Consider the following 26,450-nt stretch of genomic DNA (forward strand, 5'->3'; position numbering starts at 1 on the left):
CCCGGCGATGGCGGCGGTGCCCTATCGGTATTCCGGACGGCGTGCCAACCCGTCCTTCAGGTGCCGGATGGCGACATGCACCTTGGGCGGCACATGACGCTTCTGCGGGTAGACCGCCCATACCGCGGTGTTGGGTGGACGGTGCCGGTCCAGCATCGACACCAGCCTTCCGTCGGCCACCGGCCTCTTCACGTAATAGTCGGGCAACTGGCACAGGCCGAAGCCGCGCAGGCAGGCATCCAGAACCGAGAAGCCGCTGTTGCAGCGCCAGCGGCCGCGCGGTCGGAACAGCCAGTCCTGTCCGTTGTCGTCGAACAGCCACTGGTCGGAGGTGCCGGTCAGGCACTGGTGACCTGCAAGGCCGGCGAGGCTGTCAGGGACGCCGTGACGGTCCAGGTAGGAGGGGGCGGCGCACAGATGCATCACGCGCGGCGCGATGCGGGTCGCCACAAGGCTCGATTCGCTGAGCCGGCCGAGCCGGATCGCCAGGTCATAGCCTTCCTGCACCAGATCCAACTGGCGGTTGGTCAGTTCCACCTCGACGCTCAGGCTGGGATGGCGCTCCATCAGGTCGTTGACCAGCGGCATGACGAACTGCTCGCCGTAGGCGGTGGCGCAGGTCAGGCGCAGCAGGCCCTTCACCTCGCTGTCGCTGCCACCCTGCAGCGCACCCACCGCCAGGAAGGCGTCGTCCCGCTGCTCCGCCAGACGCTGGCACCGGGTGTAGAAGGCGCGCCCGCTCTCGGTCAGGCTGACCTTGCGGGTCGTCCGGTAGAACAGGCGGGCCTGCAACCGGTCTTCGAGCCGGGCCACGCTGCGGCTGACATGCGAGGAGGAGACGCGCAGCCGCTCCGCCGCGCGGGAGAAGCTGCCGGTTTCCGCCACCGCGAGGAATTCGTCGATCCCGTCCCACCCGCTCACGCCCGGCCTCCATTATCCCCATACGGCAAAAATCTATTCCCGAATTTGCCGTTCCTGCAATGACAGGGACGGCGCTAAACTGCGGGAAATTGTCGCCATCCGCTTGGGGAAGGAAGAAGCCACATGGTTCTGTCGCGCGCCGCCATCGCCTGGGAAGCCAACCGTCCGCTGGAGATCGAGGAGGTCGAGGTCGCGGCGCCCAAGGCCGGCGAGGTGATGGTCCGCATCGCCGCTACCGGCGTCTGCCACACCGATGCCTACACCCTGTCCGGCAAGGATTCCGAAGGCGTCTTCCCCTGCATCCTCGGCCACGAGGGCGCCGGCGTGGTGGTGGAGGTCGGGCCGGGCGTCACCTCGGTGGCGGTCGGCGACCACGTCATCCCGCTCTACACGCCGGAATGCGGCAAGTGCAAATTCTGCCTGTCGGGCAAGACCAACCTGTGCCAGGCGATCCGCGCCACCCAGGGCAAGGGACTGATGCCCGACGGCACCAGCCGCTTCTCGATCAAGGGCAAGCAGATCGCCCACTACATGGGCACCTCGACCTTCTCCGAATACACGGTGCTGCCGGAGATCGCGCTCGCCAAGATCAACAAGGCCGCTCCGCTCGAGAAGGTCTGCCTGCTCGGCTGCGGGGTCACCACCGGTATGGGCGCTGTGATGAACACGGCGAAGGTCGAGCCGGGCGCCACCGTCGCCGTCTTCGGCCTGGGCGGCATCGGCCTGTCGGCGATCATCGGCGCCACCATGGCCAAGGCCAGCCGCATCATCGGCATCGACATCAACCCGGACAAGTTCGAGATCGCCAGGCAGCTCGGCGCCACCGACGTCGTCAACCCGGCCGACTACGACCGTCCGATCCAGGAGGTCCTGGTCGAGATGACGGACGGCGGCGTCGACTACAGCTTCGAGTGCATCGGCAACGTCAAGGTGATGCGCGCCGCGCTGGAGTGCTGCCACAAGGGCTGGGGCGAGTCGGTGATCATCGGCGTCGCCGGCGCCGGCGAGGAGATCTCCACCCGGCCGTTCCAGCTCGTCACCGGCCGCGTCTGGCGCGGCTCCGCCTTCGGCGGCGTCAAGGGCCGTTCGGAGCTGCCGGACTATGTCGAGCGCTACCTGAAGGGCGAGTTCGAGCTGGACACCTTCATCACCCACACCATGGGCCTGGACGACATCAACCACGCCTTCGACCTGATGCACGAGGGCAAGAGCATCCGCTCGGTCATCCTGTACAACCAGTAACCGGCCAGCAACCGGCGGAAGGGCACATCCATGACCGATCCCCTCACCACCCTGTCGGAAACCCGCGTCTTCGGCGGTTGGCTGAAACGGGTGCGGCACCGGTCGGCGGCGGTGGACTGCGACATGACCTTCGCAGTCTTCCTGCCGCCCCAGGCCGCTTCCGCCGACCGCTTGCCGGTGTTCTACTGGCTGTCGGGCCTGACCTGCACTGATGAGAATTTCACCCAGAAGGCCGGCGCCTTCCGCGCCGCCGCCGAACTCGGTCTCGTCATCGTCGCTCCCGACACCAGCCCGCGCGGCGAGGGCGTGCCGGGCGACCCGGACGGCTCGTGGGACTTCGGCCTCGGGGCCGGCTTCTATGTCGACGCGACCGAGGAACCCTGGGCCCGGCACTACCGCATGCACGACTATGTGACGCGGGAGCTGCCGGCGCTGGTCGAGGCGAATTTCCCGGTCGGCGACCGGCGGTCCATCGCCGGCCATTCGATGGGCGGCCATGGCGCGCTGGTCTGCGCGCTGAAGCATCCGGGCTTTTACAAGGCGGTGTCGGCCTTCGCCCCCATCGTCAACCCGGCGGCGGTGCCGTGGGGCGAGAAGGCCTTCGGGCGGTACCTGGGGCCGGACCGCGACCGCTGGCTGGAGTGGGACGCCTGCGCCCTGATCGGGCAAGCGCCGGAGCGCCTGCCGATCCTGATCGACCAGGGCGACCGCGACGGCTTCCTGGAGGTCCAGCTCCGGCCGCAGGCGCTGGTCGCGGCGGCCGAAGCGGCCGGCCATCCGCTGACCCTGCGGCTGCAGTCCGGCTACGACCACAGCTATTTCTTCATCAGCACCTTCATCGAGGACCATCTCCGCCACCACGCCGCGGCACTGGCGGGCTGACGGCGCGGTCGGGCTGTGACGGTGTCGGGGCGCTTCCCCGCTCGCTGACCCTCCCCCGCGTCGCGGGGGAGGGGAGAGAGGTGCTTATCCGGGGGAGGATAGGCGCGGGGGGTCAGGCCACCCAGCGGGTCAGGTGGTTGTCCCAGCGATACTCGGGCGCCCGCCGCTCGCGTCCGGCGGCCGCACTGGCGGATACCGGCTCGATCACGCCGAGGCCGCTGGTCGCCAGATAGCCTTCGCCGTTGGGCGCCAGGCCGCAGCCGTCGGGCAGGGCGGTGGAGCCGAGCCAAGCGCCGCCCGCCGCGTCCCACAGCCCGATCACGCCGCCCATCGGCGAACTGGCGGCGACCGTTGTGCCGTCGGAGGCGACGCTGCCGATATAGCCCTGCATCCGCGACAGCACCTCCTCCGGCGCCTCGAACAGCCGCACCGCGCCGCTTCCCGGCCGATGGGCGCCGGTCAGCGGCTGCAGCATGCCGATCGGCCGCTCGTCCTGGACGCCGAAGGCGACCCCGCCGTCGTCGAGCAGCGCGATGTGGCGGATGCCGAGGTTGGCGTGCTCCTCCGGCAGGCGGACCTTGTCGAGCAGCTTGCCGGTCGCTGCCTCGACATAGGTGAGCGAGCTGTCCATGCTGTCGAGGTTCAGCTTGGCCCGGCCGGTGTCGGGATGGGTGATGACCCCGCCGTTGGCGACCGCCAGCGTGGTGCCGTCACGCATCAGGACCAGCTCGTGCGGGCCGAGCCCATGGGTTGGCATCGCGCCGAGGCGGCGATAGCCGTCGGTGGCGTCGTAGATGCCGATCGCCCCTTCCTCGCGCGGGACGTCGTCCTCGGCGACGTAGAGGAGGCGGCCGTCGGCGGAATAGTCGCCATGGCCGGTGAAGCGGCGGTCGTCGGGCGCGCGCACCACCGGGCCGGCGGCGCCGTCCTCCAGCGACAGGGTCTGGAACCAGCGGCCGGGGCGCCGGGCGAAGACCACCGCCTCCGGCTTGCCGGGCCGCGGCACGATGGCGTGGGCGCGGCCGGGCGTGGCGGTGGTGAACAGCGGCGTGCCGCTGCCGTCGAGCGCCGCGACGCCGAAGCCCGGCTCGCGCCCCTTCTCGGCGGCGGTGGCGTAGGCGTTGAGGTAGATCGGTCCGGCCGCCGCACCAGCGGCGCTGGCCCGGCCGGTCAGGACGGCGAGCAGGCTGCCGCCGCCGAAGATGCGGCCCCCGAAGAAGCGGCCCCCAAAGAAGCTGCTGCCGAACACCCGGCCTGCGGCGAGACCCAGGACGTTGCGGCGGTCCACCGATCCATTGCTCGCAGAGCCATTGCTCGCCGATCCCTTGCTCGCCATGGCTCAGTCTCCATCCAGTTCGTTGAAGCCCAGCGTGATGTCGAGCAGCGGCGCCAGCGTGCCCAGCATCTCAACCCGTGCCGCCTTGATCAGCCGCAGGGCGCTTTCGGTCTTCTTGCGGGCGGCAGGGTCGCTCACCGCCTTGTCGAGCGGGCCGGGGACCGCCTCGATGGCGCCGATGGCGGCGGCGAAGCTCTCGTCGATGGCCTGCTTGGCGGTGGCGCCGTCCTCGCTCTCCGGCAGCAGCGAGATGAAGCCGGGACCGCCATGCTCGCCCATCAGCAGGGCGCGCAGCCCCTTCAGGTTCTGCGCGATGTTGGGCAGGCCGCGCCGGCTGCGCAGCGCCTCGACCACCAGCGGCTTGGCATCCTCGATGCTCGTGCCGAGCGGCGCCATCAGCTTCTGGTCGACGATGACCTGCATCGCGGTGATGGCGGAGGAGAAGAGGGTGTTGACCGCTTCGGTCGGCGTCGGGCCGAGCACCGTCTCCCGTCCGGCGGCGAGCGGCCCCTCCAGCTCCTTCCAGCCGTCGCGCGCCTCGGTGGCGATGTGCGCGATGTTGCGGGCGGCGGCGGCGGCGAGCTTCGCGCGGTAGAGCTTGGCGTCGCTGCCGGCGAAGCTGTCCACCGTCACGGCGTCGTCGAACAGCAGCCGCTCCAGGACGGTCAGCCCCTGCACCGCTGCGCTCTGGCGGGCGAGCGCCTCCGGCTGCAGCAGCTTGGGATCGTGGTCGCGCAGGATCTGGCCGATCTGGCGCTGGACCACGCCCGGCCGTTCCGGCCAGAAGGAGATGCGGTCGGCCCGCAGGTTCATGGTCAGCGGGCCGGGCCGCAGATGCTGCACGGCGGCCCAGGCGTCGGTGACGGCGATGTGGGCAGACCGTCCCTCGTCCAGCCCGGCGGCGGTCGGGTTGGCGGCGAAGCGGTCGAGCGTGTCGGCATAGGCCGTCGCGGCCGTCACCAGAGCGTCGAAGCGCGGCAGGGCGTGGGTGCGGACCATGCCGGCCAGGAAGGCGGTGTCCTTGTCCGCCTGCCGGGCGGCGAGCGCCGGCCCGCGGGGAAACAGCGCCACCACGGCGGCGGCGGCCGACATCAGTCCAAGCACTATGCGGCGTCGCATAAAATCACGTCCCTTCGGTTTTCCGTGGAAGAGGCCCCCCGCCCTTCCTTTACAAACCCAGCACGTAGCGCACCAGCCGTTTCCGCTCGGCGCCTTGCATGCCCATGAAGCGCCGCCTGGCCTCCTCGGCCTCGCCGCCGTGCCACAGGATCGCTTCGGCCACGCTGCGGGCGCGGCCGTCATGCAGCAGGGACAACTGGCCGTCCCTGGCCGCCAGCCGGTTCAGGCCCCACAGCGGCGTGGTGCGCCAGTCGGCGCCGCGCGCCTGTCCCATCGGCAGATCGTCGCCCAGCGCCGGGCCGAGGTCGTGCAGGAGCAGGTCGCTGTGCGGGAAGATGTCGCGGTTCGACAGGGCCGGATGCTCCGGATCCTCCGCCGTCCGCCAGGACGGGCGGTGGCAGGCGGCGCAGCCGGTGTCGGCGAACAGCGCGGCGCCGGCCTTGTCGGCGGAGGCGGTCAGGCTGCCGTCGGGCGGCAGGTCGCGCAGGTAGCCGTCGATCAGGCCGATGACGGTGCTGGGGATCTCCAGCCCCTCGAACTGCTTGGAGTCCCCGTGCGGCGCCTCGCGGCAGGCGGTCTGCGCCGGGGTGCAGTCGCCCCAGGGATCGCGGAACGCCGGGGTGGACATGCCGATGTCGAGGCTGAACGCCTCGGCGTCCTGGTGGTCCAGCGTCGGGTGCATGGCCTTCCAGCCGAAGCGGCCCACCTGGGAACGCCCGTCGACCACCACATGGTTGACCCGCCCGGCCACCGCACCGCCGGCGGCGGCCTGCCGCGCCGCCTCCGCTTCGATCGCCTCGGCGGGGATGCGGTCGAGCAGCCCCATGCCGTGGACCCGCGGCGGAACGCGGGCGGACATCACCGTCGCCTCGGCCAGCGGGCCGTAGCCGAGGTCGGCGACCACCGGGGTCGGATGGCGCAGCCGGACGGTCTCGCCGTCGGGGAAGCGCACCTCCTCTTCGCGGTAGGTGACGCGCGGGCGGCCTTCGATCACCTGGCCGAGAATGGCGTTGGACTGGATCTGCCGGCCGTAGACCGGGTCGTCGCTCAGCTTGATGGCGTAGCCGACGCCCTGGTCGCCCTCCACAGCCGGGTTGGGCGGACGGCCGCCGGCACCGCGCGGGTGGCAGGTCGCACAGGAGCGAGCGTTGTAGAGCGGCCCCAGCCCGTCCGCCGCCTGGGTCGCGGTGGGGGCGGCGACCCACATGCGGCGGAACAGCGCCTCGCCGATGCGGTTGTCGAGGCTGTCGGCGGCGATGCCGCTGGCGGGGGCCAGCGCGAGGAGCAGGCCGGCGGCGAGCGTGGCGCGGCGCATCAGCGGGCGGGCGGCACGGAGCTCAGGCAACGCGGATGTATCCCATCATGCCGGTGTCCTGGTGCTCGATGATGTGGCAATGGAACATCCAGTCACCGGGGTTGTCGGCCCTGATGGCGACGCGCAGCCGCTCCTTGGGCTCCAGCAGCACGGTGTCGGCATGGTGCGGCACCACCTTGCGGCCGTCCGACGACAGCACCTTGAAGGTGTAGCCGTGGATGTGGATCGGGTGCAGGTGCGGGGTCAGGTTGGCCAGCTCGAAGATGTAGCTGCGGCCCTTCTCCAGGGTGAGCAGCGGCGGCGGCAGGTGCTCGTGCCCGCCTTCGGGCCAGCTCTGCTGGTTGATCGCCCAGAAGGTCTTGGCCGACAGGCAACTGGCGTCGGCGGCCGGAAGGCCGGCCAGGACCGCCTTGTCGAGGCCGTCGAAGCTCTGCGCCACCGCCGTCGCCGAGAAGGCCATCGGCACGATCGGCGCGTCGGTCAGGTCGGGCTCGGGGATGTCGGCGGCCGGCAGGGCCCGAGGCTTGAATCGCTTGTTGGGCAGCGACGGGCCGACGGCGCGGAAGGTGGCGAGCGGCCGCGGTTCCGCCGAGTAGACATTGGTCAGCCGCAGGGTCTGGCCGGCCTTGGCGGGTGCCCGGAACAGCACGTCGATGCGCATCGCCGGCCCCATCGGCCAGCCCTCCTCCAGCCGCCGGGGCGGCAGCGGGTTGCCGTCGACGGCGATGATCCAGCCTTCCGCCCCCTCGACCCGCAGGTCGACCACGCGTGTGCTGTCGATGTTGTAGAGGCGGGCGCGGATGTCGCCGTTCGCCGGTACCTCGATCACCGGCTCGATGGCACCGTTCACGGTCGACACGCTGCCGAAGGTCCCGGCGCGCGAGGCGCCGCGATCGGTCAGGAAGGTGCCGAAGCTGCCGTCCTTGTTCAATTGCCAGTCCTTGACCAGGCAGACGAGGTCGGCATCGAATTTCGGGGCGTCGGGCTCCTCGACGATCAGGACGCCGGCCAGCCCGCGGCCCAGCAGCTCCACCGTGTTGCAGTGGGGGTGGAAGAAGAAGGAACCGGCATCGGGCGGCGTGAATTCGTAGACATGGCGTTCGCCCGGCCCGGTCGGCGGCTGGGTCAGGTAGGGGACGCCGTCCTCCAGGTTGGGCAGGCGGATGCCGTGCCAATGGATCGAGGTGTGCTCGTCCAGTTCGTTGACCAGGGTGGCGCGCAGCCGCTGGCCCTTGCGCATGCGGATCACCGGCCCAGGGAAGTGGTCGGCGTAGGTGATCAGCGGCGAGGGGGCGGCCGGTTCGGCAAGGATGCGCTGCATCCGCTGCTTGGCCACCAGCTCGACCTCGACGAGGTCGCCGTCGGCGCTCACCGGGCGGGGTGCCGCGAGCCCGGCCTTCAGCGCACCGGCGGTCGGTGCCGCCAAGCCGGTGCCGCCGAGCGCCGTCGCCGCGATGGCGGCGCCCCCGGCGCGCAGGAGGGCACGGCGGGAGAGCGGGGGAGCGAAGCGGTAAGGCATGACGGCGGTCCGGAAACTAAGACTTGGACAGGAAAAGACCGGCCCCGGCCCGGCGCCCCTCCGTGCCGGAGCGGCCCGGAAGGGAAGCGAGGGGCACGGCCCTGCGCGGGTGGGCGCGGGGGCCGGGGCCGGATGGCAGCGACCTTACTTGCCGACCTTCGACGGGTCGTCGAGGCTGTCGGAGCCCTGGACGCTGACCGAGACGCCGAGCGCGTTGACTGCACCCTCCAGCGCCTTCTTCTGGTTGACGAGCTGGTCGACGGCGGTGGCGACCAGCTTGTTGCCTTCCTCGTTGTCGGCGCCGATCATCTGGTCGTAGGCCATCTTGCCGCTGTCGGCGGTGTCCTTGATCGCCTGCATCGCCTTCATGGTGTCGGCCATGGCGGTCTTCACCGCGGCGTCGGCGTCGGCCGACTTGGCGGCGACGAGCTGCGACAGCGAGGCGCCGGAGACGGTCTTGCCGTCGGTGCGCTTGTAGCTGCCGTTGTAGACGTTCACCATCCCGACTTCGTCGTAATAGTGCGAGTTGTGGGTGTTGTCGGAGAAGCAGTCATGCTCCTCCTCGGGATCGTGCAGCATCAGGCCGAGCTTCATGCGCTCGCCGGCCAGTTCGCCGTAGCTGAGCGAGCCGAGGCCGGTCAGCATGCGGGCGACGCCCTCGCTCTCCGGCGCCTTGGCGATCGAGGCGCGGGCCTTGCCCTTGGCCGCCCAGTCGGCGGCCATCTCGGACAGGTCGTCGACAAGCATCTGGGTGGCGACGGTCAGGTACTGGGCGCGGCGGTCGCAATGGTCGTTGGTGCAGGCCTTGCCCTTGGCGTAGTCGGTCGCCTTGCGCTCGCCGGCACCCGGGCCGGTGCCGTGCAGGTCCTGGCCCCACAGCAGGAATTCGATGGCATGGTAGCCGGTGGCGACATTCGCCTCGACCTTGCCGGCCTCGTGCAGCTTCTCCGACAGCAGCGCCTTGTTGATCTTCGAGGCGTCGATGGTCTTGCCGCCTGCGGTGATCTTCGGGTTGGCGATGACGTTCGCCTTGGCGTAGGGGTTGCTCTCGCCGCCGGCATAGCCCTCGTCGACATAGTCGATCAGGCCCTCGTCGAGCGGCCAGGCGTTCACCTTGCCCTCCCACTCGTCGACGATCGGGTTGCCGAAGCGGAAGGCTTCCGTCTGCATGTAGGGGACCCGGGCGGCCTTCCAGGCCTCGCGCGCCTTCGCCAGCGTGTCCTCGGTCGGGTTGGCGACCAGGGCGTCCACCGCCTTCTTCAGCGCCTTGGCGCCGTTGGCGGCATCCTCGTAGGCGGCATGGGCGATGTCGGCGTAGTTCTTCGCCACGTCCTTGTAGGCCGGGGCCGCCGCATGGGCGCCGAACGGCAGCAGGGCAACGACGGCTACGGCGGCAAGGCCGGCAGCGCGCTTCGACATGGAGGTCTCCTCGAACGACGGTGATCGGATATCGGCGAAAGGTGCGATTGATTCTCAGCGCATAACGTCGCGAATCATTCTCACTGTCAAGCCCTATCCGCGCTGTGGGTACTCCGGCAAGCCTCGGCCGCCCTGCCCACCGGACGGATCACCATCGGAATAGCGGCGCCGCAAATGGCACCGCAAGCGGACCGGCGGCCTGCGCGACGGATTGCCGCGCCGCTGCGGTGGTTGGCCTGCATGGCCTGCATGCCGGGCGAGGCACGGAAAATCGTTGCCAGGCCATTGTAAAGGAAGTGCTTTTGCCATGATGAAGCGAAGGGGAGGTGGGGAGCCGGACGATGCGGGACGCCTTCCGCTCCTCCTCCTGAACGCCGGCCGCCGATCCGGAAGCCCTTTCGGGTCCGAAGGCGGGCGGCGTTGCGGCGAGGGTCAGTCCTGCCGCAACGCCGCCCGCCGCAGGGCTTGGTCCAGATCCTCATACAGGTCGTCGGGCGACTCCAGCCCGACGGAGAGGCGCAGCAGGTCGCCCGGAACCGGGGAGGCCGGCCCCTCGATGCTGGCGCGATGCTCGATCAGGCTCTCCACCCCGCCGAGCGACGTCGCGCGGCGCCAGACGCCGACGCCGGCGGCGGTTGCGATCGCCGCCTGGGCGTCGCCCTCGACGCGGATCGACAGCATGCCGCCGAAGCCGCCGGTCATCTGCCGGGCGGCGATGCCGTGGCCGGGGAAGCCGGGCAGGCCGGGATAGAGCACCTCCGCCACCTGCGGGTGGGCCGCCAGCCGCTCCGCCAGCGTCATTGCCGCGGCGCTCTGCCAGCGGACACGGGCGAACAGGGTGCGCAGCCCGCGCTGCAGCAGCCAGGCCTCGAAGCTGCCGATGATGCCGCCCTGCTGGGCCTGCACCGCCTTGATCCGCGCCCAGAACTCGTCCTTCCGGGCGGCGGTCAGGCTGCCGGCGACGACGTCGGAGTGGCCGTTCAGGTATTTGGTCGCCGAATGCATGACGATGTCGGCCCCCAGCTCCAGGGGCCGGGTCAGCACCGGGGTCGCCACCGTGCTGTCGACCGCCAGCCACGCGCCGGCCTCGTGCGCCAGCTCCGCCACCGCGGCGATGTCGGTGACCGTCCACAGCGGGTTGGCCGGCGTCTCCACCCAAACCAGGCGCGTCTGGCCGGGCCGCAATGCGGCGCGCACGGCGTCGGTGTTGCTGGTGTCCACGCCTTCGACCTTCAGCCCCCACCGGGTGGCCGGGCCGTGGACCCAGTTGCGGAAGGCCCAGTACATCACGTCGGGCACGATCACATGGTCGCCGGGATCCAGTGCCTGGAAGACGGCGGTGGCCGCCGCCATGCCGGAGGCGAACAGCAGGGTGTCCGCGCCCTTTTCCAACGCCGTTATGGTCTGCGCCGGAACGTCGAAGGTCGGGTTGTCGGCCCGCGCATAGACCCGGCCGCGGCCATAGCCGTTGTCGGGGTCGCGGACGTAGGTGGTGGAGGGATGGATCGGCGGAATGACGGCTCCGCTGGCGGCGTCCTCGAAGCCGAGCGCGCCGGCGGCAATGGTCTCGGGACGGTGGAAACGGTCGGTCATCGCCGGGGCACTCCGGTTGGGCTCTGCATCGGGGGGAAAAGGATAAAACCCGCGGCGCCGGATGCGCAACGGCGCCATCGCCCGTCTTGCCCGCGCTCCCGGCCGACCCTGCCGCCAGCCCCCGCGATGCCCCGCGGGGCGGCAGGACCGCAGGGAAAGCGGATCAGGCGTAGCGGGCGATCAGCCGGGCAAGCGGCGGCCCGGACAGCACCACCACGAACAGCCGCAGCGTCTGCAGGGCCAGCACCAGCGGCAGATCCACCCCGGTGCCAAGCGCGATCACCACCACCGAATCCAGCCCCCCTGGGCTGGTGGCGAGATAGGCGGTGAGCGGGTCGGTCGGCAGAAGGGAGACCAGCACCCACGCCGACAGGCCGCAGAGGGCGATCATCAGCCCGGTCGACAGCAGCATCTGCGGCACGGCGCGCAGGGCATGCCGCAGGACGTCCCGCGTGAAGCGCAGGCCGATGCTCCAGCCGATGACGCCGTAGGTGACGGTCAGCAGCGGGTGCGGCAGTTGCAGGGTCACGCCGGCACCGGATTGCAGCAGGGCTCCCAGGACCATCGGCACCAGCAGGGCGCCGGACGGGATGCGGAAGCGCTGGCCGGCCCAGCCGCCGACCGCCGCCACCAGCAGTGTCGCCGCCAGCCCGAGCGGATCGACCAGCTCCACCGGCGCGACCGGAACGGCCCCGCCCTGCGGACCGGCGGTCAGCGCATGCGTCACCAGCGACGCGCTGAGCACCACCAGCACGACGCGGAGATATTGCATCACCGCCACCAGCCGGACGTCGGCGCCGTATTCCCCGGCCATCGCGACCATGGCAGAGGCGGCCCCCGGCGAGACGCCCCAGGCCGCGGTCGTGCCGGGCAGGCTGCCGTAGCGCACGAACAGCCAGCCGACGATGCCGCTGACCAGCACGGTGACTCCGACCGCACCGAACATCAGCGGCCAGTTCTGGGCGATCGACAGCAGGATCGACGGGGTGACCGCATGGGCGACGAGGCAACCGATGATCGCCTGCGCCGCCGTGAATCCGGATGGCGGCACCCGGACCGAGGCGCCGCCGACACCGAGCGCGATCGCCGCGATCATCGGCCCGATCAGCCAGGCGGCGGGCAGTCCGGCGGCGTCCAGGCCAAGCGTCACCGCCACCGACAGGGCCAACAGCCCTGCCCACTGCGCCACCGTCCTCATCCGGCCGCCATCCATCCGATCCCCCGCTGCGGTCACGCATCCGTATCTGTACGAAACAGGCACGACGCCCGCATGCTGCCCGTCGGCGGTCCGGTCCGTCCAGGAGGAGCGGAGGAGCGCCGCGGCGAGGCAGCCATGCGCAGAGGCGGGGGGACGTGGTCGGGGAGGGGGCCGGTGAGCCGGCAGCCGGTCAGGCCGCCGTTCGGATGCGGTTCAGGAAGTCGCCGACGCCGTGGTTCAGCTCGTCGGCCTGGCGATGGAGGCTGCCGGCCGCGGTCAGGACCTCCTGCGCGATGGTCCCGGTTTCCGTCGAGGACTGCGTCATCTGCGCGATGGAGGAGGTGACGCGGCGGGCGCCGGCCGCGACGTCCTGGACGTTGCGGGTGATGTCCTGCGTCGCGGCGGCCTGCTGTTCCACCGTGGCCGCGACGGTGGTGACGATCTCGTTGATGTGGGTGATGGTGCGGCCGACGGCGTGGATCGCCTCGGCGGCGCTGCCGGCGGCGGACTGCATGCCGGCGATCTGGCTGGAGATGTCCTCCGTCGCCTTGGCGGTCTGGTTGGCCAGGTGCTTGACCTCGTTGGCGACGACGGCAAAGCCTTTTCCCGCCTCGCCGGCCCGGGCAGCCTCGATGGTGGCGTTGAGCGCCAGGAGGTTGGTCTGGCTGGCGATGCTGTTGATCAGGTTCACCACCTCGCCGATGCGCTGCGCCGCGGCCACCAGGCCGCTGACGGTCTCCTTGGTCCGCTCGGCCTCCTCGACGGCCGAGGTCGAGATGCGGGACGACTCGCCGACATGACGGCTGATGTCGGCGATCGAGGCGGAGAGCTGTCCGGCGGCGCCGGCGACCGTCTGCATGCTGGCGGAGGAAACCTCCGTCTCCGACGCGACGTCCGCCGAACGGCGGCTGGTGGCGGTGGCGATCTCGGACATGCGCTGCGCGTTTGCCTGCATCCGGTTGGACGCGGCGACCGTTCCCTCGACGATGCCCTTGACGCTGTCCTCGAAGCTGCGGGCGAGCCGGTCCAGGGTGGATCGCTTGCTCTCCTCTTCGGCGGTCCTGTAAGTCTCCAGCAGCAGCTCCAGGTCGAACCAGGCCATCTTGGTCAGCGCCTGAAGCATCTCCGCCCGGTGCCGGCGGGCGCCGGCGGCGAACAGGCCGCTCATCATCCCGCCTTCGCTCGACGTCAGTCCGAGTTCGCGGGCGATGTTGGAACTGACGATGTAGTGACAGATCGACACGGCATAGGCCGGGACGCCGTTCTGATAAAAGAGCGTCGCCAGCCGCCGCGCCGAGTCCGCGAAGCCGGCGTCGATGCGGCCGGACGCCGCCCGGGTCCAGTGGTCGACGCGGGCCGCATGGACGTCGGGCAGCATCAGCGCCGTCTGGATTTCCGGCCAGGCGGCGAACTGGTCATGCCATTGTTCGAGAAGGGCCGGAAGCCGGCGCTCCGCGAACTCCCGGCCGGACCGCAGCAGGGCAAGATCGTCTTCGGTGATGGCGAAGGTCGCGAGGCGCTTTGCCTGCGCATCGTTCGGGTCGGCACTCATTTTCTGACGACTCCCCCAGCATTTTTTCGCGTATGGGTGGCGACGCTAACCTTGAAGCACAACCGCGGAGAAAGGCGAAAACCTTCAATCGGCTTGCATATCGTTGTATGCGTCGGCGAGAATAAACACTGGTGACAAAAAATAATAAAGTGTAATCTTTTAGCTATATATTTCGTTGGAAATCCAACCCGCGACTAAAGCTTTCAGTCATGGACATATTTATTTCATAACCGATGGCATGATCTTAGGACGCGGCATAGCCCCCTTAGCAGAGGGCTTGAAGCACCGGACAATTCCCGCAAAGGAAAAATGGGAAAGCCCAGGCCTTCCCATTTTTACCTGGCCTTCCCCGAAGACCGCCAATCCTGTGCTCAGGCGGCCCGGATGCCGGACAGGAAACGTTCCACCTCGCGCCGCAGGTGGGTCGATTGCCCGGCGAGATCGCCCGACGCCCCCTTCAGCTCCGATGCCGCCGCCCCCGTCTGAGACACAGCCTGGCTGACGCCCAGGATGTTGGACGTCACGGAGCGGGTGCCATCCGCCGCCGCCTGGACGTTGCGGGAAATCTCGGCCGTCGCCGCACCCTGCTCCTCGATCGCGGCGGCGATCGAGGAGGCCACCTCGCGGATCGACCCGATGGTGCCGCCGATGTCCGCGATCGCCAGGGCGGCGCCGTCGGTCGCTCCCTGCATGGAGGCGATCTGGGCCGAGATGTCCTCGGTCGCCTTGGCGGTCTGGGTGGCCAGGTGCTTGACCTCGCTGGCGACCACGGCAAATCCCTTGCCGGCCTCGCCGGCGCGCGCCGCCTCGATGGTGGCGTTCAACGCCAGCAGGTTGGTCTGGCTGGCGATGCCTGCGATCATGTCCACGATCTCACCGATGCGCCGCGCCTGCTCGACCAGCCCCTCGACCTGCCGGTTGGCCTGCTCCGCCTCCGCCCCGGCACGGGTGGTGATCTCGGTGGAGCGGTGGACCTGCCCGCTGATCTCCTGGATTGAAATGGCCAGTTCTTCAGCAGCCGCGGCGACCGTCTGCACGTTGGTCGATGCCTCCTCTGCGGCCTCGGCGGCGGCGGAGGCACGGATATCGGTTCGCTCGGCCACCGATCCCATGCTCTGCGCGGTGGTATCGAGGGTCGACGCCGCTTCCGACACGCTGCGCATGATGTCGCCGACCTCGACCTCGAAACCGGCGATCAGGCGTTCGATCTCCGCCGCCCGGCGTTCCCGAGCCTCCTGTGTCAGCAGCCGCTCGGCTTCCAACCGGTCGGCGGTCTGCATGGCGTCGCGGAACACGGTGACGGCCTTCGCCATCGCGCCAACCTCGTCGGTCCGGCCTGCGTCGGAGAGGTCGATGGCGTAATGCTTCTGCGACAGGTCCTTCATGGCAGCCGTGAGCCGGTCCAGCGGGCCGGAGATGCCCCGCCGGGCGACCAGCCAGGAGCCCACGACACCGACGAGGATGCCAAGCCCCCCGAACGACAGGGCTGAAGTCCAGACGGAGGCCTCGACCTGCGACAGGTTCTCCGTTAGCCGGTCGACCTCTTCCGCGCCGCGCTCGATGATCGGGTCGGTCAGGGTGGAAGCCGCGCGCTCGCTGGCGCGCAGTTCGTTGCGGAAGATCGATCGGGCGCCATCGGACTTACCGCCCACCGCCTGTTCCCTGACCCTGGCCAGCGACGCCACCACCTCGCCCTGCAGTGCGCTCAGGCGCGCCGCGTCGCCGCTGCCCGTCAAAATCAGGAGGCGACTGACCTCGGACACCTGGGTCCGCATCAGGTCGAGCCGGTCGCCGAAGCGCTCGTCGATCATGGCGCGGCCCTGCGCATCCTCCGCGATCAGGTTCAACGCGTCGCGCTGCAGTGAGCGACTGGTCGATCTCAACTCCGATGCCGCAACCACAAGACGGTTGGTGACCAGCAGCGATTGCGTGGCATCGGCAATGCGGGACATTCCCCACAGGCAGATGCCGCCGATGACAACGGCCACCAACGATAGAATGATGGCTGGCGCCATCACCTTGGTTGAAATTTTCACGGAATTTTCCCCGATTCTCGTCGCGGACCCATCCGAAGAATATCCGCTAAATCAATGATGCTAATTGAATATGTGGGAATTATTTAGAATCGGGGGTTACCCCTATTCTTTCTATTTTGAAGAAAAAAGAAATATCCTTCGTGGAGCTGTTATTTTTCTTTCTGATGGCCGGCACGTTCATGCCCGAGCACCGGACACAGCCAGAGTCATATTTTTCATTGAACGACCAATCAAAATAAAATGGGTCGCTGACCGCGGCAAAACACGCCGTCCCGTCATCAAAATGCAAATCTGGTCAACGCCGCTATCGACCAAGCCCCTCGTCTCGGGGCAATCTACCGGCCGCTTGTCCAGCCTGCCCCCGACCTTCAGTCCGTTGCGTTCCGAAAGCCTTCCCATGACGATGATCCTTCCCACCCCCACCGGTTCGTCTTCCGTGACGACGGGGGAGGTGCGCCTGACGGTGCGGAACCTGCGCAAGGTCTTTGCCGACGATCCCAAGCCGGCCCTGGCCATGCTGCGGCAGGGAGCGACGAAGGCGGAGGTGCTGCAGCGCCTGAACGTCAATGTCGGCGTGGCGGAGGCGAGCTTCGACATCCGCGCCGGGGAGATCTTCGTGATCATGGGCCTGTCGGGATCGGGCAAATCCACGGTCATCCGCATGCTGAACCGACTAGTCGAGCCGTCGGAAGGGGAAATCCGCCTGGATGGCCGCGATTTGACCCGGCTTTCCCGCTCCGATCTGGTTTCGGTCCTGCGGCGCGACATGAGCATGGTCTTCCAATCCTTCGCCCTGCTGCCCAACCGCACCGCACTGGAAAACGCCGCCTTCGGCCTCGAGGTGGCCGGCATGCCCCGGGCGCAGCGCCGGACGGCGGCGCTGGCCGCGCTGGACCGGGTGGGCCTGTCGGCCTACGCCGACCGCTATCCGGGCGAGCTGTCGGGGGGGATGCAGCAACGGGTCGGGCTGGCGCGGGCGCTGGCCAAGAACCCGACCATCATGCTGATGGACGAGGCCTTCTCCGCCCTCGATCCCCTGATCCGCGCCGACATGCAGGGTGAACTTCTGCGTCTCCAGCGCGAGGACGCGCGAACCATCGTCTTCATCTCCCATGACGCCGACGAGGCGATGCGGCTGGCAGACCGGATCGCCGTGATGGAGGAGGGGCGCATCGCCCAGATCGGCACGCCGGCCGAGATCCTGCGTTCGCCCGCCGACGACTATGTCCGCGCCTTCTTCCGCGGCGTCGATGCCTCGCGCCTGCTGCGCGCCCGCGACTTGGCGCAGCCGCCCGGCAGTGCCGCCGGCGAGGGCTTCGGGGAACATGGCGAGCCGCGCTTCCGCTATCGCACCGACGGGGCAGGGCTGTTCCGCGGCGTCGTCGCGACCGGGCGTGCGGGCGATGGGGCCACCGCGCTGTTCGGGCTGGAGCCGGCCGATGCCGACGCGCCGCTGCAATCCCTGCTCGGCCGGGTGGCGGCGGCCCCCTGCCCGTTGCCGGTGGTGGAGGCCGATGGACGCTTCGTCGGCGTGATCTCGCGGGCGGCGCTGCTCGCCGCCCTCGACCGCGGCGCGTCCGCCGAGGTGCGCCATGGTTGATCTGCTCTCCGTCGAATGGCTGAGCGAGACGATCGGCGGCGGTATTTCAGCCGGATCGGAGTGGCTGGTCAACCTGATCCTCGACCATGGCCAGCCTGTCCTGGGTGCCATTTCCGGCGCCGTGGACGGGCTGGGCGGGGCGCTCGACGGGATGCTGCTGGGGGTGCCGCCCTGGGTGCTCGCGCTGGTGCTGGGGGCAACGGCCTGGTGGCGGGTCGGCTGGCGTTTCGCGCTGTTCACCCTTCTGGCGGTCGGAGCCATCTTCGTGATGGGGCTTTGGGAGCCGACGGTGTCCACCCTCGGGCTGGTGCTCGCCTCCACCGTGCTGAGCCTTGCCGCCGGCATTCCGCTGGGCATCCTGATGGCGCGCAGCCGGATCGCCGACGGCGTGGGCAAGACGCTGCTCGACCTGATGCAGACGATGCCGGCCTTCGTCTACCTGATCCCCGCGGTGCTGTTCTTCGGCCTGGGGCGGGTCCCGGGAATCATCGCCACCGTCGTCTTCGCGATGCCGCCGGCGGTCCGGCTGACCGCGCTCGGCATCCGGCAGGTTCCGGCGGAACTGGTCGAGGCGGGCCGCGCGTTCGGTTGCCGCGACCACCAGCTCCTGCTGAAGGTGCAACTGCCGAATGCCCTGCCGTCGATCATGGCCGGCGTCAACCAGACGATGATGATGGCGCTGTCGATGATCGTCGTCGCCTCGATGATCGGCGCCGGAGGGCTCGGCAACGTGGTGCTGCAGGGCATCCAGCGCCTGGACATCGGCCTGGGCGTGCAGAGCGGCTTGAGCGTCGTGCTGCTCGCGGTCGTGCTCGACCGCATCACCCAGAGCTTCGGCCGCACCGCCCGGTCCCGCTCGCCGGCCTCGCCGCGCCGGCGGCTGTTGCCCTGGGGGCGGTGACGGCCGTGGGCCTAAGCCGCCAGTTCGGAATCGAGGTAGCCCAGCGCAACCGCGCGTGCGGCGCTGCCGTCGATGGCGCCGGTCAGGGCGTAGCGGAGCCACAGCCCGTCGATCAGCGCCGCCAGCCCGACCGCCACCCGCTCCACCCGGTCCGGCGGCAGCAGGGGCCGCATGGCATGCAGCAGGTTGGACTGGAGGCGGCGCGCGTTGATGCGCTGAAGCCGCGCCAGTGCCGGGTTGTGCGGCGCCTGGGCCCAGAAGCCCAGCCATGCCGCGACGACCCGCGGCTCGAACTGGCCGGGAGCGAAGTTGCAGTCGATGATCGCCTCCAGGCGCGCCCGCGGGGAGTGGGCGGCGGCCAGCCGTTGGGTGGCGTCGTCGCGAAGCTGCTGCAGCATGCTGCGCATGGTGGCGGCGAGCAGTTCGTCCTTGCCGCCGAAATAATGATGGATGATGCCGGGCGACAGGCCGGCGCCACGGCTGATCGTCTGGACCGTGGTGTCCACGAGGCCGTGCTCGCCCATCGAGGCGATGGTGGCGTCGATCAACTGGCGGCGGCGGATGGGTTCCATTCCGACTTTGGGCATGGGCGAACGGTCTCCTGTCCTTTTCCGCTACGCAGCGTCGCCGAACCCGCGCCCGGACGGGCGGCGGGACCCGGCGAATCCGCAGGTCCTGCCCGGGTCCGGGGTCAACCCGAGCCTTGGCATTCCCGCAAACAGATGCGCCATTTTCACCTCTGCGTCGATGGCGAATGTGACTGATCAGCATAACGAGGAGTTGACGATATGAAGGCGTGGAAGGCTCTTGCCCGGAAGACGGCAGGCGCGGTGGCGGGGGCTGCGGCAGGCGCCGCGCTGGTCCTGGCGCTCGGGGCGGGCGTCGCCCAGGCGGCCGATCCGGCGGACCCGGCGGCCTGCCGGACGGTGCGGTTCGGCGATGTCGGCTGGACCGACATCACGGCGACGACGGCGCTCGCCTCGGTCACGCTGGATGCGCTGGGCTACAAGCCGACGACCACGATGTCCTCGGTGCCGCTGGTCTACACCGGGCTGAAGACCAAGTCGCTGGACGTCTTCCTCGGCAACTGGATGCCGACGATGGAGCCGTTCCTGACGCCAGCACTGGCGGACGGATCGGTCGAGGTCACCCGCGTCAACCTTGAAGGCGCCAAATACACGCTGGCGGTGCCGAAATACGCGGCGGATGCCGGCCTGAAAACCTTCGCCGACATCGCGAAGTTCAAGGACAAGCTGGGTGGCAAGATCCACGGCATCGAGGCCGGCAACGACGGCAACCTGCTGATCGACAAGATGCTGAAGGCGGACGCCTTCGGCCTGAAGGACTTCAAGCTCGTCGAGTCCAGCGAGGCCGGGATGCTGGCCGAGGTGAAGCGTGCGGCGCGCGGCAAGTCCTGGATCGTCTTCCTCGGCTGGGAGCCCCATCCGATGAACAAGACCTTCGAGATCTCCTATCTGGAAGGCGGCGACGACTGGTTCGGCCCCAACCTCGGCGGAGCCACCGTGTCCACCAATGTGCGCAAGGGCTACGCCGCCGACTGCCCCAACGTCGGCAGGTTCCTGTCCAACCTGTCCTTCACGCTGGCCATGGAAAACGCGGTGATGGACGACATCATGAACGGCAACAAGAAGCCGGATGCCGCCGCCCGCGGCTGGCTGAAGAGCAATCCCGACGTGCTGAAGGCGTGGCTGGCCGGCGTCACCACCGTCGACGGCAAGGACGGCCTGGCCGCCGTCCAGGCCAAGCTGGGACTGCCGGCGAAGTCGTAGCGCGGGCAGGGCGCGCGGGCCGGTACTGCGAATCCGGCCCGCAGGATGCCGGGAGGTGTGGCGGGCGGCCGGCCGCCTCCCGTTGAGGTTACGCCGTTCGCCGCCACATCCTTATCCCTTTGCCCCGGGCCGTTGCTCTGGTATGGCCGTATCGGTCCTGTCAGTCGGAGCATCCGTGGCGCGTCGCCGACCAGCGTTTTCCAACCCCGCCGTCGTCCGGTGCGGAGACTGGACCCGCTTGCCTGGAAGGCGGGCGGGTGCGCCATGAGGATTCGCTCGCGCATCGCGGTGGTCGGGGGCGTGCCGGTCGCGGTGGCGGCGGTGATCGCCGTAACCGGCGGACTGCTGCTGGCCCGCAGCGAACGGGTGTATGAGGCGGCGGTCCTGGCCGGCTCGGTCTATCGCGACGTCCTGGCCGCCACCGCGGCCCGCATCGACTACCTCCAGGTCGCCCCGGACCAGCGCGCCGGCCGCGCTGCGCGTTTCGAAGCACTGTCGGCATCCGCGGGCGACGAGCTGGCCCGGCTGCGGACGGCGGATTCCGCGGCCGGGCACCGGGCGGCCGCCGACCGCGCGGTGGTCGTGCTGGACCGTTATGTCGGGCTGATGAGGGCCTTCATCGACGTGACCGGGTCCAACGACGACGCGGTCGCCGACATGGGACGCTATTCCGCCGCGCTGATGACGCTGACCGACCGCGCCCGCGAGCGCCAGCACGCCGCCAACGTCGACCTGCTGTCGTCCCTGGCCGAAGCGGACCGCCGGCTGCGGGACAGCCGCGACGTGGTGGACGGAGCCCACGAGCTGCGCGAGGCATTGCTGGCGCTGCAGCGCACCGAGGCGCTGCACGTCGCCGGGCTGGTATCGGGACTGGTGTCGGGCCAGGGCGTGGCATTGACCGCCACCGACTTCCGCATCGCCAGCGACAAGCTGGTCGCGACCGCCGACCGCCTCCAGGAGGCGCTGCGCCGCACCGACCCGCTGGCCGACCGGTATCCGGCGGCCAAGGCCGCACACCGCTACGCCGGTGCCGTCACCGCCCTGCAGGGCGCGGTGTCGGCCTTGCGCGCCGCGCGTGAGCAGCGCGACCAGGCATTGACGAGGTTCGAGCAGGCGGCGCAGGCCGGGGCGAACCGGCCGGCCGACGGGACGGGGCTTGCCGAGCGGATGCTGACCGAACAGGTCCTGCGGAGCTTGCCGGTGGTGCGGGCGCTGGTGCTGACCGGCACCCTCGACCATCAGTCGGAGGTGACCTTCCTGTCTTCGCTCCTGCCGACGCTGCGTCCGCTGCTGGAAGGGCTGCGCACCGCCCAGCAGCGGTCGGCCGAGGCACAGGAGACGCTGGAGGAGGCCCGGCAGACCGGAGCGGAAGCCGCCAGCACGATCGAGACCCTGACCGCCCGGATCCTGATGGTGAAGTCGACCGGCTACACCGCGTTGCAGGACGAGGTCGTGCAGCTCCTGTCCTACGCGATCAAGGCGAACGACACCGAGCAGGAGACACAGAACGTCGCCGTCGTCGCCCTGCGGCTGGGCCGGCGGGCCGCCGATGCGGTTTCCATGCGCGACGCCGGGGAGGCCGACCGCATCGTCGCCGATGCCGGCGAACTGCTGGCGACGGTCCGCAGCCTGCCGATGGCGCCGGTGTTGCAGGACGAGGTGCTGAAGGCGATCCGCAACTGGGGGGACAGCCTCGGGCGGACCGCCGAGGGATTGCGGCGGCTGAACCAGCTCCTGATGGCGATGGACCGCGATGCCGGCCTGCTGGTCGAGATGGCTCGCGAGCTCGACGAAGCCTACCGCGAGGAGGCCGCCCGCATCGGCGAGCTCCTGACCCGCATCCTGGTGATCGGCGCCACCATCGGCCTGCTGCTCGGCGGCGGCGCCGCCCTGGTGGTCGCCCGCTCGATCAGCCGCCCGGTGCTGCGCCTCCAGGAGCAGATGACCCGGCTGGCGGCGGATCCGCTGGGCGGGCGCATCGACGGCACGCGCCGCCGGGACGAGTTGGGAGCGATGGCACGCGCCGCCGCCTTCATGATCCGCGAGATCGGCCTGCGCGAGCAGGCGGCGCGGCACGCCAAGGAGCGCGCCGACGCTGCGCTGGCGGACCTGCAGCGCACCCAGGCGGGCCTGATCCAGGCCGAGAAGATGGCGTCGCTCGGTGCCCTGGTGGCGGGGGTGGCGCATGAAATCAATACGCCCCTCGGCAATGCGCTGATGGGCGCCACCCACCTGGAGGACCGGCTGGAGGCGGTGGGCCGTCTAGCGCGGGGCGGCGGGCTGCGCCGCGGCGACTTCAACGATTTCCATGGGACGGCGGAGGAGCTGGCGCGGCTGATGGTCTTGAACCTCCGCCAAGCCGGTGAGCTGGTGCAGAGCTTCAAGCAGGTCGCCGCCGACCAGACCAGCGGCGAATCCCGCCGTTTCGAGCTGAAGCCCTACCTCGACGATCTCGCCACCAGCCTCAGCCCCTCCTGGCGGCGGGCCGGCCACAGCCTGCGGGTGGCCTGCGGCGAGCCGATCGAGATCGACGGCAATCCCGGCGTCCTGGCCCAGATCCTGACCAATCTGGTGATGAACTCGATCGCCCACGGCTACGAGGATGGCCGGCCAGGCCAGCTCGCCATCGCCGCGGCGATGGTTCCCGAGCCGGCGTCCGGACTGGTGGAGCTGGTCTACACCGACGACGGCGGGGGGATCCCGCCGTGCGACCTCGGCCACGTCTTCGATCCGTTCTTCACCACCCGGCGCGGGGCGGGCAACACCGGGCTCGGCCTGCACATCGTCTACAACCTTGTGACGAATAGGCTGGGCGGCCGGGTCATGGTGGAAAGCAAAGTCGGGCATGGAGTCCGTTTCACCATTCGCTTCCCACGCCGTTTTACCAATGATACCTTTCCAGCGATCTTCGAACCGCTTTCTCCGCTGGAGCATTGAATGGCGTTGACCGGGAAAATCCCGACCCAAAACCTTGTAAAGGGTATGGCTGTTTTCAGCGCGCTCTTCGGGTTGATGGCGACCGGCCCGGCCTTTGCGGAGAAATCGCTGGTTTTTTGTTCAGAGGCCAATCCGGAGAGTTTCAATCCACAGGTGACGACCACCGGCACCAGCATGAACGCGGCACTGCCCCTCTACAACAATCTGGTGGAATTCATGCGGGGGACCACACGCGTGATCCCCGGCCTTGCGGAGTCCTACACCGTCTCCCCCGACGGGCTGACCTATGAATTCCACCTGCGGCGCGACGTCTGGTTCCATTCCAACAGCCATTTCACGCCGACGCGCCCCTTCGATGCCGATGACGTGCTGTTCTCGATCGAGCGGCAGTGGAAGGACGACCATCCCTTCCACAAGATCGGCAGGGCGACCTACGACTACTTCAAGGACATGTCGATGGCCGCGCTGCTGAAGACGGTGGAGAAGGTCGACGACCATACCGTCCGCATCACGCTGAACCGCCCGGAAGCGCCGTTCCTGGCCAACCTGGCGATGCCCTTCTCCTCCATCCAGTCGGCGGAATATGCCGACGTCCTGGCCAGGGCCGGCACCCCGGACCTGTTCGACGAGCAGCCGATCGGCACCGGCCCCTACCGCTTCGTGTCGTTCCAGAAGGACATGGCGATCCGCTACAAGTCCTTCGACCGCTACTGGGGCGGCCGCCAGCCGCTGGACAATCTGGTCTTTTCCATCAATCCGAACGGCGCCGTCCGGCTGAACAAGCTGCGGTCGGGCGAATGCCACCTGATGGTCTTCCCCAACCCGGCGGAACTGGCCAAGATCGCGAACGATCCCAATCTGGTGATCCAGCGGCGCGAGGGCCTGAACGTCGCCTACATGGCGTTCAACACGCGCAAGCCTCCGCTGGACGATGCGAGGGTGCGCCGCGCCATCGCCATGGCCGTCGACAAGCAGACCCTGATCGATGCCGTCTACGAGGGCGGCGGGCGGGTGGCGAAGAACCCGATCCCACCGATCATGTGGTCCTATGACGACAGCATCGAAGACACTCCGTTCGATCCGGAGGCGGCGCGCCGGCTGCTGGCCGAGGCGGGCCATGCCGATGGCCTTTCCATCGAGCTTTGGCATCCGTCGGTCGCCCGCGCCTACCTGCCGAACGGCAAGCGGGCGGCGGAACTGATCCAGGCGAACCTGGAGCGCGTCGGCATCAAGGTCACGCTGGTGACCGACGAATGGCGGGAGTACCGCCGCCGTCTCGCCCAGGGCGAGCACGACATGGCGATCTACGGCTGGACCGGCGACAACGGCGACCCGGACAATTTCCTGTTCGTGCTGCTGGGCTGCGACGCCGCGCGGCCGGGCGGCGGCAATTTCGCCAAGTGGTGCGACCCCGCGTTCGAGGATGAGGTGGTGAAGGCCAAGCGCACCGGCATCCAGGAGGAGCGCGTGGCCCATTACCAGGAGGCACAGAGGATCTTCCACCGGGAGCTTCCCTGGCTTCCCATCGCCCATTCGGTCGTGTCGGTGGCGCTGCGCAAGGAGGTGAAGAACTACCGGATCGACCCGTTCCTCCAGGTCTTCACGGGCGTCGACATCGAGGGCGAGTGAGCGGGCACGCATGATCGAACGGGAAGAGGACGAACTGTTCGCCGACGACGACGAGGACTTCGTCGAGGGTCGACCAACGGTCGGCGACGGCTGCGCCGGTTCGCCCGGGGCCGAGCCATGGCCGGTGCTGGTCGTCGACGACGACGACCAGGTGCATGCGATGACGCGGGTGCTGCTGAACGACTTCGAGTTCGAGGGCCGCCGCTTCGCCATCGTCAGCGCCTTCTCGGCCGCCGAGGCGCGGGCGATCCTCGCCCGGCAGCCGGACCTGCCGGTGGCGCTGGTCGACGTGGTGATGGAGACCCAGGATGCGGGCCTGCAACTCGTCCATCACATCCGCCGCGAGCTCAACAACCGCCACATACGGATCATTCTGCGCACCGGCCAGCCGGGCCAGGCGCCGGAACGGGAGGCGATCGTCGCCTATGACATCAACGACTACAAGAGCAAGGCCGAATTGACGGCACAGAAGCTGTTCACCAGCCTGGTGGGTGCGATGCGCGGCTGGCGTGATCTCGTCACCATCGAGAAGCTGAACCAGTCGCTGGAGCTTCGCGTCGCGGAACGAACCGCCGAACTGGAGCGCCAGAGGGCGCTGGCCGAGGAGCAGCGCCGGTTCATCGAGAATCTCGTCGAGATGATACCGAGCCCGGTGTGGTTCCGGGACATGGACGGTCGCTACGGCCTGTGCAACCGCGCCTTCCGGGAGCTGTTTCCCGGCACGGCGGAGGGGGAGGAGGCGATCGGCGCCGAACTGCGGGCGCTGTCGAACGGCCTGACGGCATTCTCCGAATCGATCACCGTGGAGACCAGCGTCACCGGGCCGGACGGCGGACGGCGGGAACTGCTGGTGGTCAACCGCCCGCTGAGCGGCCAGGACGGCCAGCCGGCCGGGCTGATCGGCATCGCGACCGACATCACCGAGCGCCGGCGGATGGAGCGTGACCTGCACCGTCTGGCGACCACAGACCCGTTGAGCGAGGCCTTCAACCGCCGGCATGTGCTGCACCTGATGGAGCGGATGCTGGCCGGCAGCCGGGACGAGGCCGGCAGCGTCATCATGCTCGACATCGACCATTTCAAGAGCATCAACGACGGGTTCGGCCATGCGGCCGGCGACGCCGCCATCCGCGCCACGGTGGCCGAGATCCGCCGCCATCTGCGCGGCAGTGACGCCGTCGGGCGGATCGGCGGCGAGGAGTTCGCCATCCTGCTGCCCGCCACGCCGCTCGCGCAGGCGGCCGGGATCGCCGAGCGCCTGCGCGGCGGCCTCGCCGCACTGAGCGTCACGCTGCCGAACGGCCGGCCCCTGAGCCTGACCGCCAGCTTCGGCGTCACCCAGCTCGATCCCCCCGCCGACACGGTCGAGGCGGTGCTGGGCCGCGCCGACCAGGCGCTCTACCGGGCCAAGGGCGGCGGCCGCGACCGGGTGGAACTGGGGTGAACGGCCGGGCCGGCGGC

General features: G+C 69.4%; 19 protein-coding genes. 8 read left to right on the forward strand and 11 right to left on the reverse strand.

Annotated elements, in window-relative coordinates; translation table 11 throughout:
- Window positions 1–21 precede the first annotated feature (21 nt).
- Window positions 22–921: a LysR family transcriptional regulator gene (locus tag J2850_RS18240; protein ID WP_209984284.1), complete on the reverse strand. Its 900-nt coding sequence runs from the start codon at window positions 919–921 to the stop codon at window positions 22–24.
- Between the two features lie 123 nt (window positions 922–1,044).
- Here J2850_RS18240 and J2850_RS18245 point away from each other — a divergent pair, with 123 nt between their 5' ends.
- Together J2850_RS18245 and fghA are read left to right on the forward strand one after the other, a co-directional pair.
- On the forward strand, window positions 1,045–2,163 hold the full coding sequence (locus J2850_RS18245; protein ID WP_209984286.1) for an S-(hydroxymethyl)glutathione dehydrogenase/class III alcohol dehydrogenase: 1,119 nt from the start codon (window positions 1,045–1,047) through the stop codon (window positions 2,161–2,163).
- Between the two features lie 30 nt (window positions 2,164–2,193).
- Window positions 2,194–3,045, forward strand: a complete 852-nt coding sequence (gene fghA / locus J2850_RS18250; RefSeq protein WP_209984288.1) for an S-formylglutathione hydrolase — start codon at window positions 2,194–2,196, stop codon at window positions 3,043–3,045.
- Between the two features lie 112 nt (window positions 3,046–3,157).
- Here fghA and J2850_RS18255 read toward each other — a convergent pair whose 3' ends face one another.
- From J2850_RS18255 to J2850_RS31825, 9 genes are all read right to left on the reverse strand, one after another.
- Window positions 3,158–4,381 (reverse strand): DUF1513 domain-containing protein, encoded by a 1,224-nt coding sequence (locus J2850_RS18255; RefSeq protein ID WP_209984290.1) that lies wholly within the window; start codon window positions 4,379–4,381, stop codon window positions 3,158–3,160.
- Window positions 4,382–4,384: 3 nt separating this feature from the next.
- Entirely contained in the window at window positions 4,385–5,500 is a 1,116-nt protein-coding gene (locus J2850_RS18260) for an imelysin family protein (protein ID WP_209984292.1), read from the reverse strand.
- Between the two features lie 49 nt (window positions 5,501–5,549).
- Window positions 5,550–6,845, reverse strand: a complete 1,296-nt coding sequence (locus tag J2850_RS18265; protein ID WP_246513195.1) for a di-heme oxidoredictase family protein — start codon at window positions 6,843–6,845, stop codon at window positions 5,550–5,552.
- On the reverse strand, window positions 6,838–8,334 hold the full coding sequence (locus tag J2850_RS18270; protein ID WP_209984294.1) for a multicopper oxidase family protein: 1,497 nt from the start codon (window positions 8,332–8,334) through the stop codon (window positions 6,838–6,840). The genes J2850_RS18265 and J2850_RS18270 overlap by 8 nt, the downstream gene beginning before the upstream one ends.
- 144 nt (window positions 8,335–8,478) lie before the next feature.
- A complete protein-coding gene (locus J2850_RS18275; RefSeq protein WP_209984296.1) occupies window positions 8,479–9,753 on the reverse strand; it encodes an imelysin family protein in 1,275 nt (424 codons plus the stop codon).
- Window positions 9,754–10,185: 432 nt separating this feature from the next.
- Window positions 10,186–11,346 carry a trans-sulfuration enzyme family protein gene (locus tag J2850_RS18280; protein ID WP_209984298.1) on the reverse strand — a complete coding sequence of 387 codons (1,161 nt, stop codon included), beginning with the start codon at window positions 11,344–11,346 and terminating at the stop codon, window positions 10,186–10,188.
- Window positions 11,347–11,509: 163 nt separating this feature from the next.
- A complete protein-coding gene (locus tag J2850_RS18285; RefSeq protein WP_307354436.1) occupies window positions 11,510–12,580 on the reverse strand; it encodes an AbrB family transcriptional regulator in 1,071 nt (356 codons plus the stop codon).
- 154 nt (window positions 12,581–12,734) lie between these two features.
- Window positions 12,735–14,096 carry a methyl-accepting chemotaxis protein gene (locus J2850_RS18290; protein WP_209984301.1) on the reverse strand — a complete coding sequence of 454 codons (1,362 nt, stop codon included), beginning with the start codon at window positions 14,094–14,096 and terminating at the stop codon, window positions 12,735–12,737.
- Window positions 14,097–14,467: 371 nt separating this feature from the next.
- Entirely contained in the window at window positions 14,468–16,132 is a 1,665-nt protein-coding gene (locus J2850_RS31825; protein ID WP_209984304.1) for a methyl-accepting chemotaxis protein, read from the reverse strand.
- 397 nt (window positions 16,133–16,529) lie between these two features.
- Here J2850_RS31825 and J2850_RS18300 point away from each other — a divergent pair, with 397 nt between their 5' ends.
- Window positions 16,530–17,732, forward strand: a complete 1,203-nt coding sequence (locus tag J2850_RS18300) for a quaternary amine ABC transporter ATP-binding protein (RefSeq protein ID WP_246513196.1) — start codon at window positions 16,530–16,532, stop codon at window positions 17,730–17,732.
- Window positions 17,725–18,633 carry an ABC transporter permease gene (locus J2850_RS18305; protein ID WP_209984307.1) on the forward strand — a complete coding sequence of 303 codons (909 nt, stop codon included), beginning with the start codon at window positions 17,725–17,727 and terminating at the stop codon, window positions 18,631–18,633. Before J2850_RS18300 ends, J2850_RS18305 begins: the two co-directional genes overlap by 8 nt.
- 11 nt (window positions 18,634–18,644) lie before the next feature.
- Here the strand turns inward: J2850_RS18305 and betI are convergent, their stop codons facing one another.
- The gene (gene betI / locus J2850_RS18310) at window positions 18,645–19,220 is read right to left on the reverse strand and encodes a transcriptional regulator BetI (RefSeq protein ID WP_209984311.1); all 576 of its coding nucleotides are present in this window, start codon (window positions 19,218–19,220) and stop codon (window positions 18,645–18,647) included.
- Between the two features lie 201 nt (window positions 19,221–19,421).
- Between betI and J2850_RS18315 the strand changes: the two genes are divergently transcribed.
- The 4 genes from J2850_RS18315 (at window position 19,422) to J2850_RS18330 (ending at window position 26,433) form a co-directional block, all read left to right on the forward strand.
- A complete protein-coding gene (locus J2850_RS18315; RefSeq protein WP_209984315.1) occupies window positions 19,422–20,423 on the forward strand; it encodes a choline ABC transporter substrate-binding protein in 1,002 nt (333 codons plus the stop codon).
- Between the two features lie 264 nt (window positions 20,424–20,687).
- Window positions 20,688–23,360, forward strand: a complete 2,673-nt coding sequence (locus J2850_RS18320; protein ID WP_211113963.1) for a sensor histidine kinase — start codon at window positions 20,688–20,690, stop codon at window positions 23,358–23,360.
- 153 nt (window positions 23,361–23,513) lie between these two features.
- The gene (locus J2850_RS18325) at window positions 23,514–24,989 is read left to right on the forward strand and encodes an ABC transporter substrate-binding protein (protein ID WP_307354435.1); all 1,476 of its coding nucleotides are present in this window, start codon (window positions 23,514–23,516) and stop codon (window positions 24,987–24,989) included.
- Between the two features lie 10 nt (window positions 24,990–24,999).
- Window positions 25,000–26,433: a diguanylate cyclase gene (locus J2850_RS18330; protein ID WP_209984321.1), complete on the forward strand. Its 1,434-nt coding sequence runs from the start codon at window positions 25,000–25,002 to the stop codon at window positions 26,431–26,433.
- The last annotated feature ends 17 nt before the right edge of the window (window positions 26,434–26,450 follow it).

Origin of the sequence: Azospirillum picis, from assembly GCF_017876115.1 — a bacterium.
Lineage (GTDB): Bacteria > Pseudomonadota > Alphaproteobacteria > Azospirillales > Azospirillaceae > Azospirillum > Azospirillum picis.

What these genes read in the sequence shown, in the direction of transcription:
- J2850_RS18245 (WP_209984286.1), top strand. Translation starts at nt 1,045, where the DNA reads ATGGTTCTGTCGCGCGCCGCCATCGCCTGGGAAGCCAACCGTCCGCTG.
- fghA (WP_209984288.1), top strand. Translation starts at nt 2,194, where the DNA reads ATGACCGATCCCCTCACCACCCTGTCGGAAACCCGCGTCTTCGGCGGT.
- J2850_RS18255 (WP_209984290.1), bottom strand. Translation starts at nt 4,381, where the DNA reads ATGGCGAGCAAGGGATCGGCGAGCAATGGCTCTGCGAGCAATGGATCG.
- J2850_RS18260 (WP_209984292.1), bottom strand. Translation starts at nt 5,500, where the DNA reads ATGCGACGCCGCATAGTGCTTGGACTGATGTCGGCCGCCGCCGCCGTG.
- J2850_RS18270 (WP_209984294.1), bottom strand. Translation starts at nt 8,334, where the DNA reads ATGCCTTACCGCTTCGCTCCCCCGCTCTCCCGCCGTGCCCTCCTGCGC.
- J2850_RS18275 (WP_209984296.1), bottom strand. Translation starts at nt 9,753, where the DNA reads ATGTCGAAGCGCGCTGCCGGCCTTGCCGCCGTAGCCGTCGTTGCCCTG.
- J2850_RS18280 (WP_209984298.1), bottom strand. Translation starts at nt 11,346, where the DNA reads ATGACCGACCGTTTCCACCGTCCCGAGACCATTGCCGCCGGCGCGCTC.
- J2850_RS18290 (WP_209984301.1), bottom strand. Translation starts at nt 14,096, where the DNA reads ATGAGTGCCGACCCGAACGATGCGCAGGCAAAGCGCCTCGCGACCTTC.
- J2850_RS18300 (WP_246513196.1), top strand. Translation starts at nt 16,530, where the DNA reads ATGACGATGATCCTTCCCACCCCCACCGGTTCGTCTTCCGTGACGACG.
- J2850_RS18305 (WP_209984307.1), top strand. Translation starts at nt 17,725, where the DNA reads ATGGTTGATCTGCTCTCCGTCGAATGGCTGAGCGAGACGATCGGCGGC.
- betI (WP_209984311.1), bottom strand. Translation starts at nt 19,220, where the DNA reads ATGCCCAAAGTCGGAATGGAACCCATCCGCCGCCGCCAGTTGATCGAC.
- J2850_RS18315 (WP_209984315.1), top strand. Translation starts at nt 19,422, where the DNA reads ATGAAGGCGTGGAAGGCTCTTGCCCGGAAGACGGCAGGCGCGGTGGCG.
- J2850_RS18320 (WP_211113963.1), top strand. Translation starts at nt 20,688, where the DNA reads ATGAGGATTCGCTCGCGCATCGCGGTGGTCGGGGGCGTGCCGGTCGCG.
- J2850_RS18330 (WP_209984321.1), top strand. Translation starts at nt 25,000, where the DNA reads ATGATCGAACGGGAAGAGGACGAACTGTTCGCCGACGACGACGAGGAC.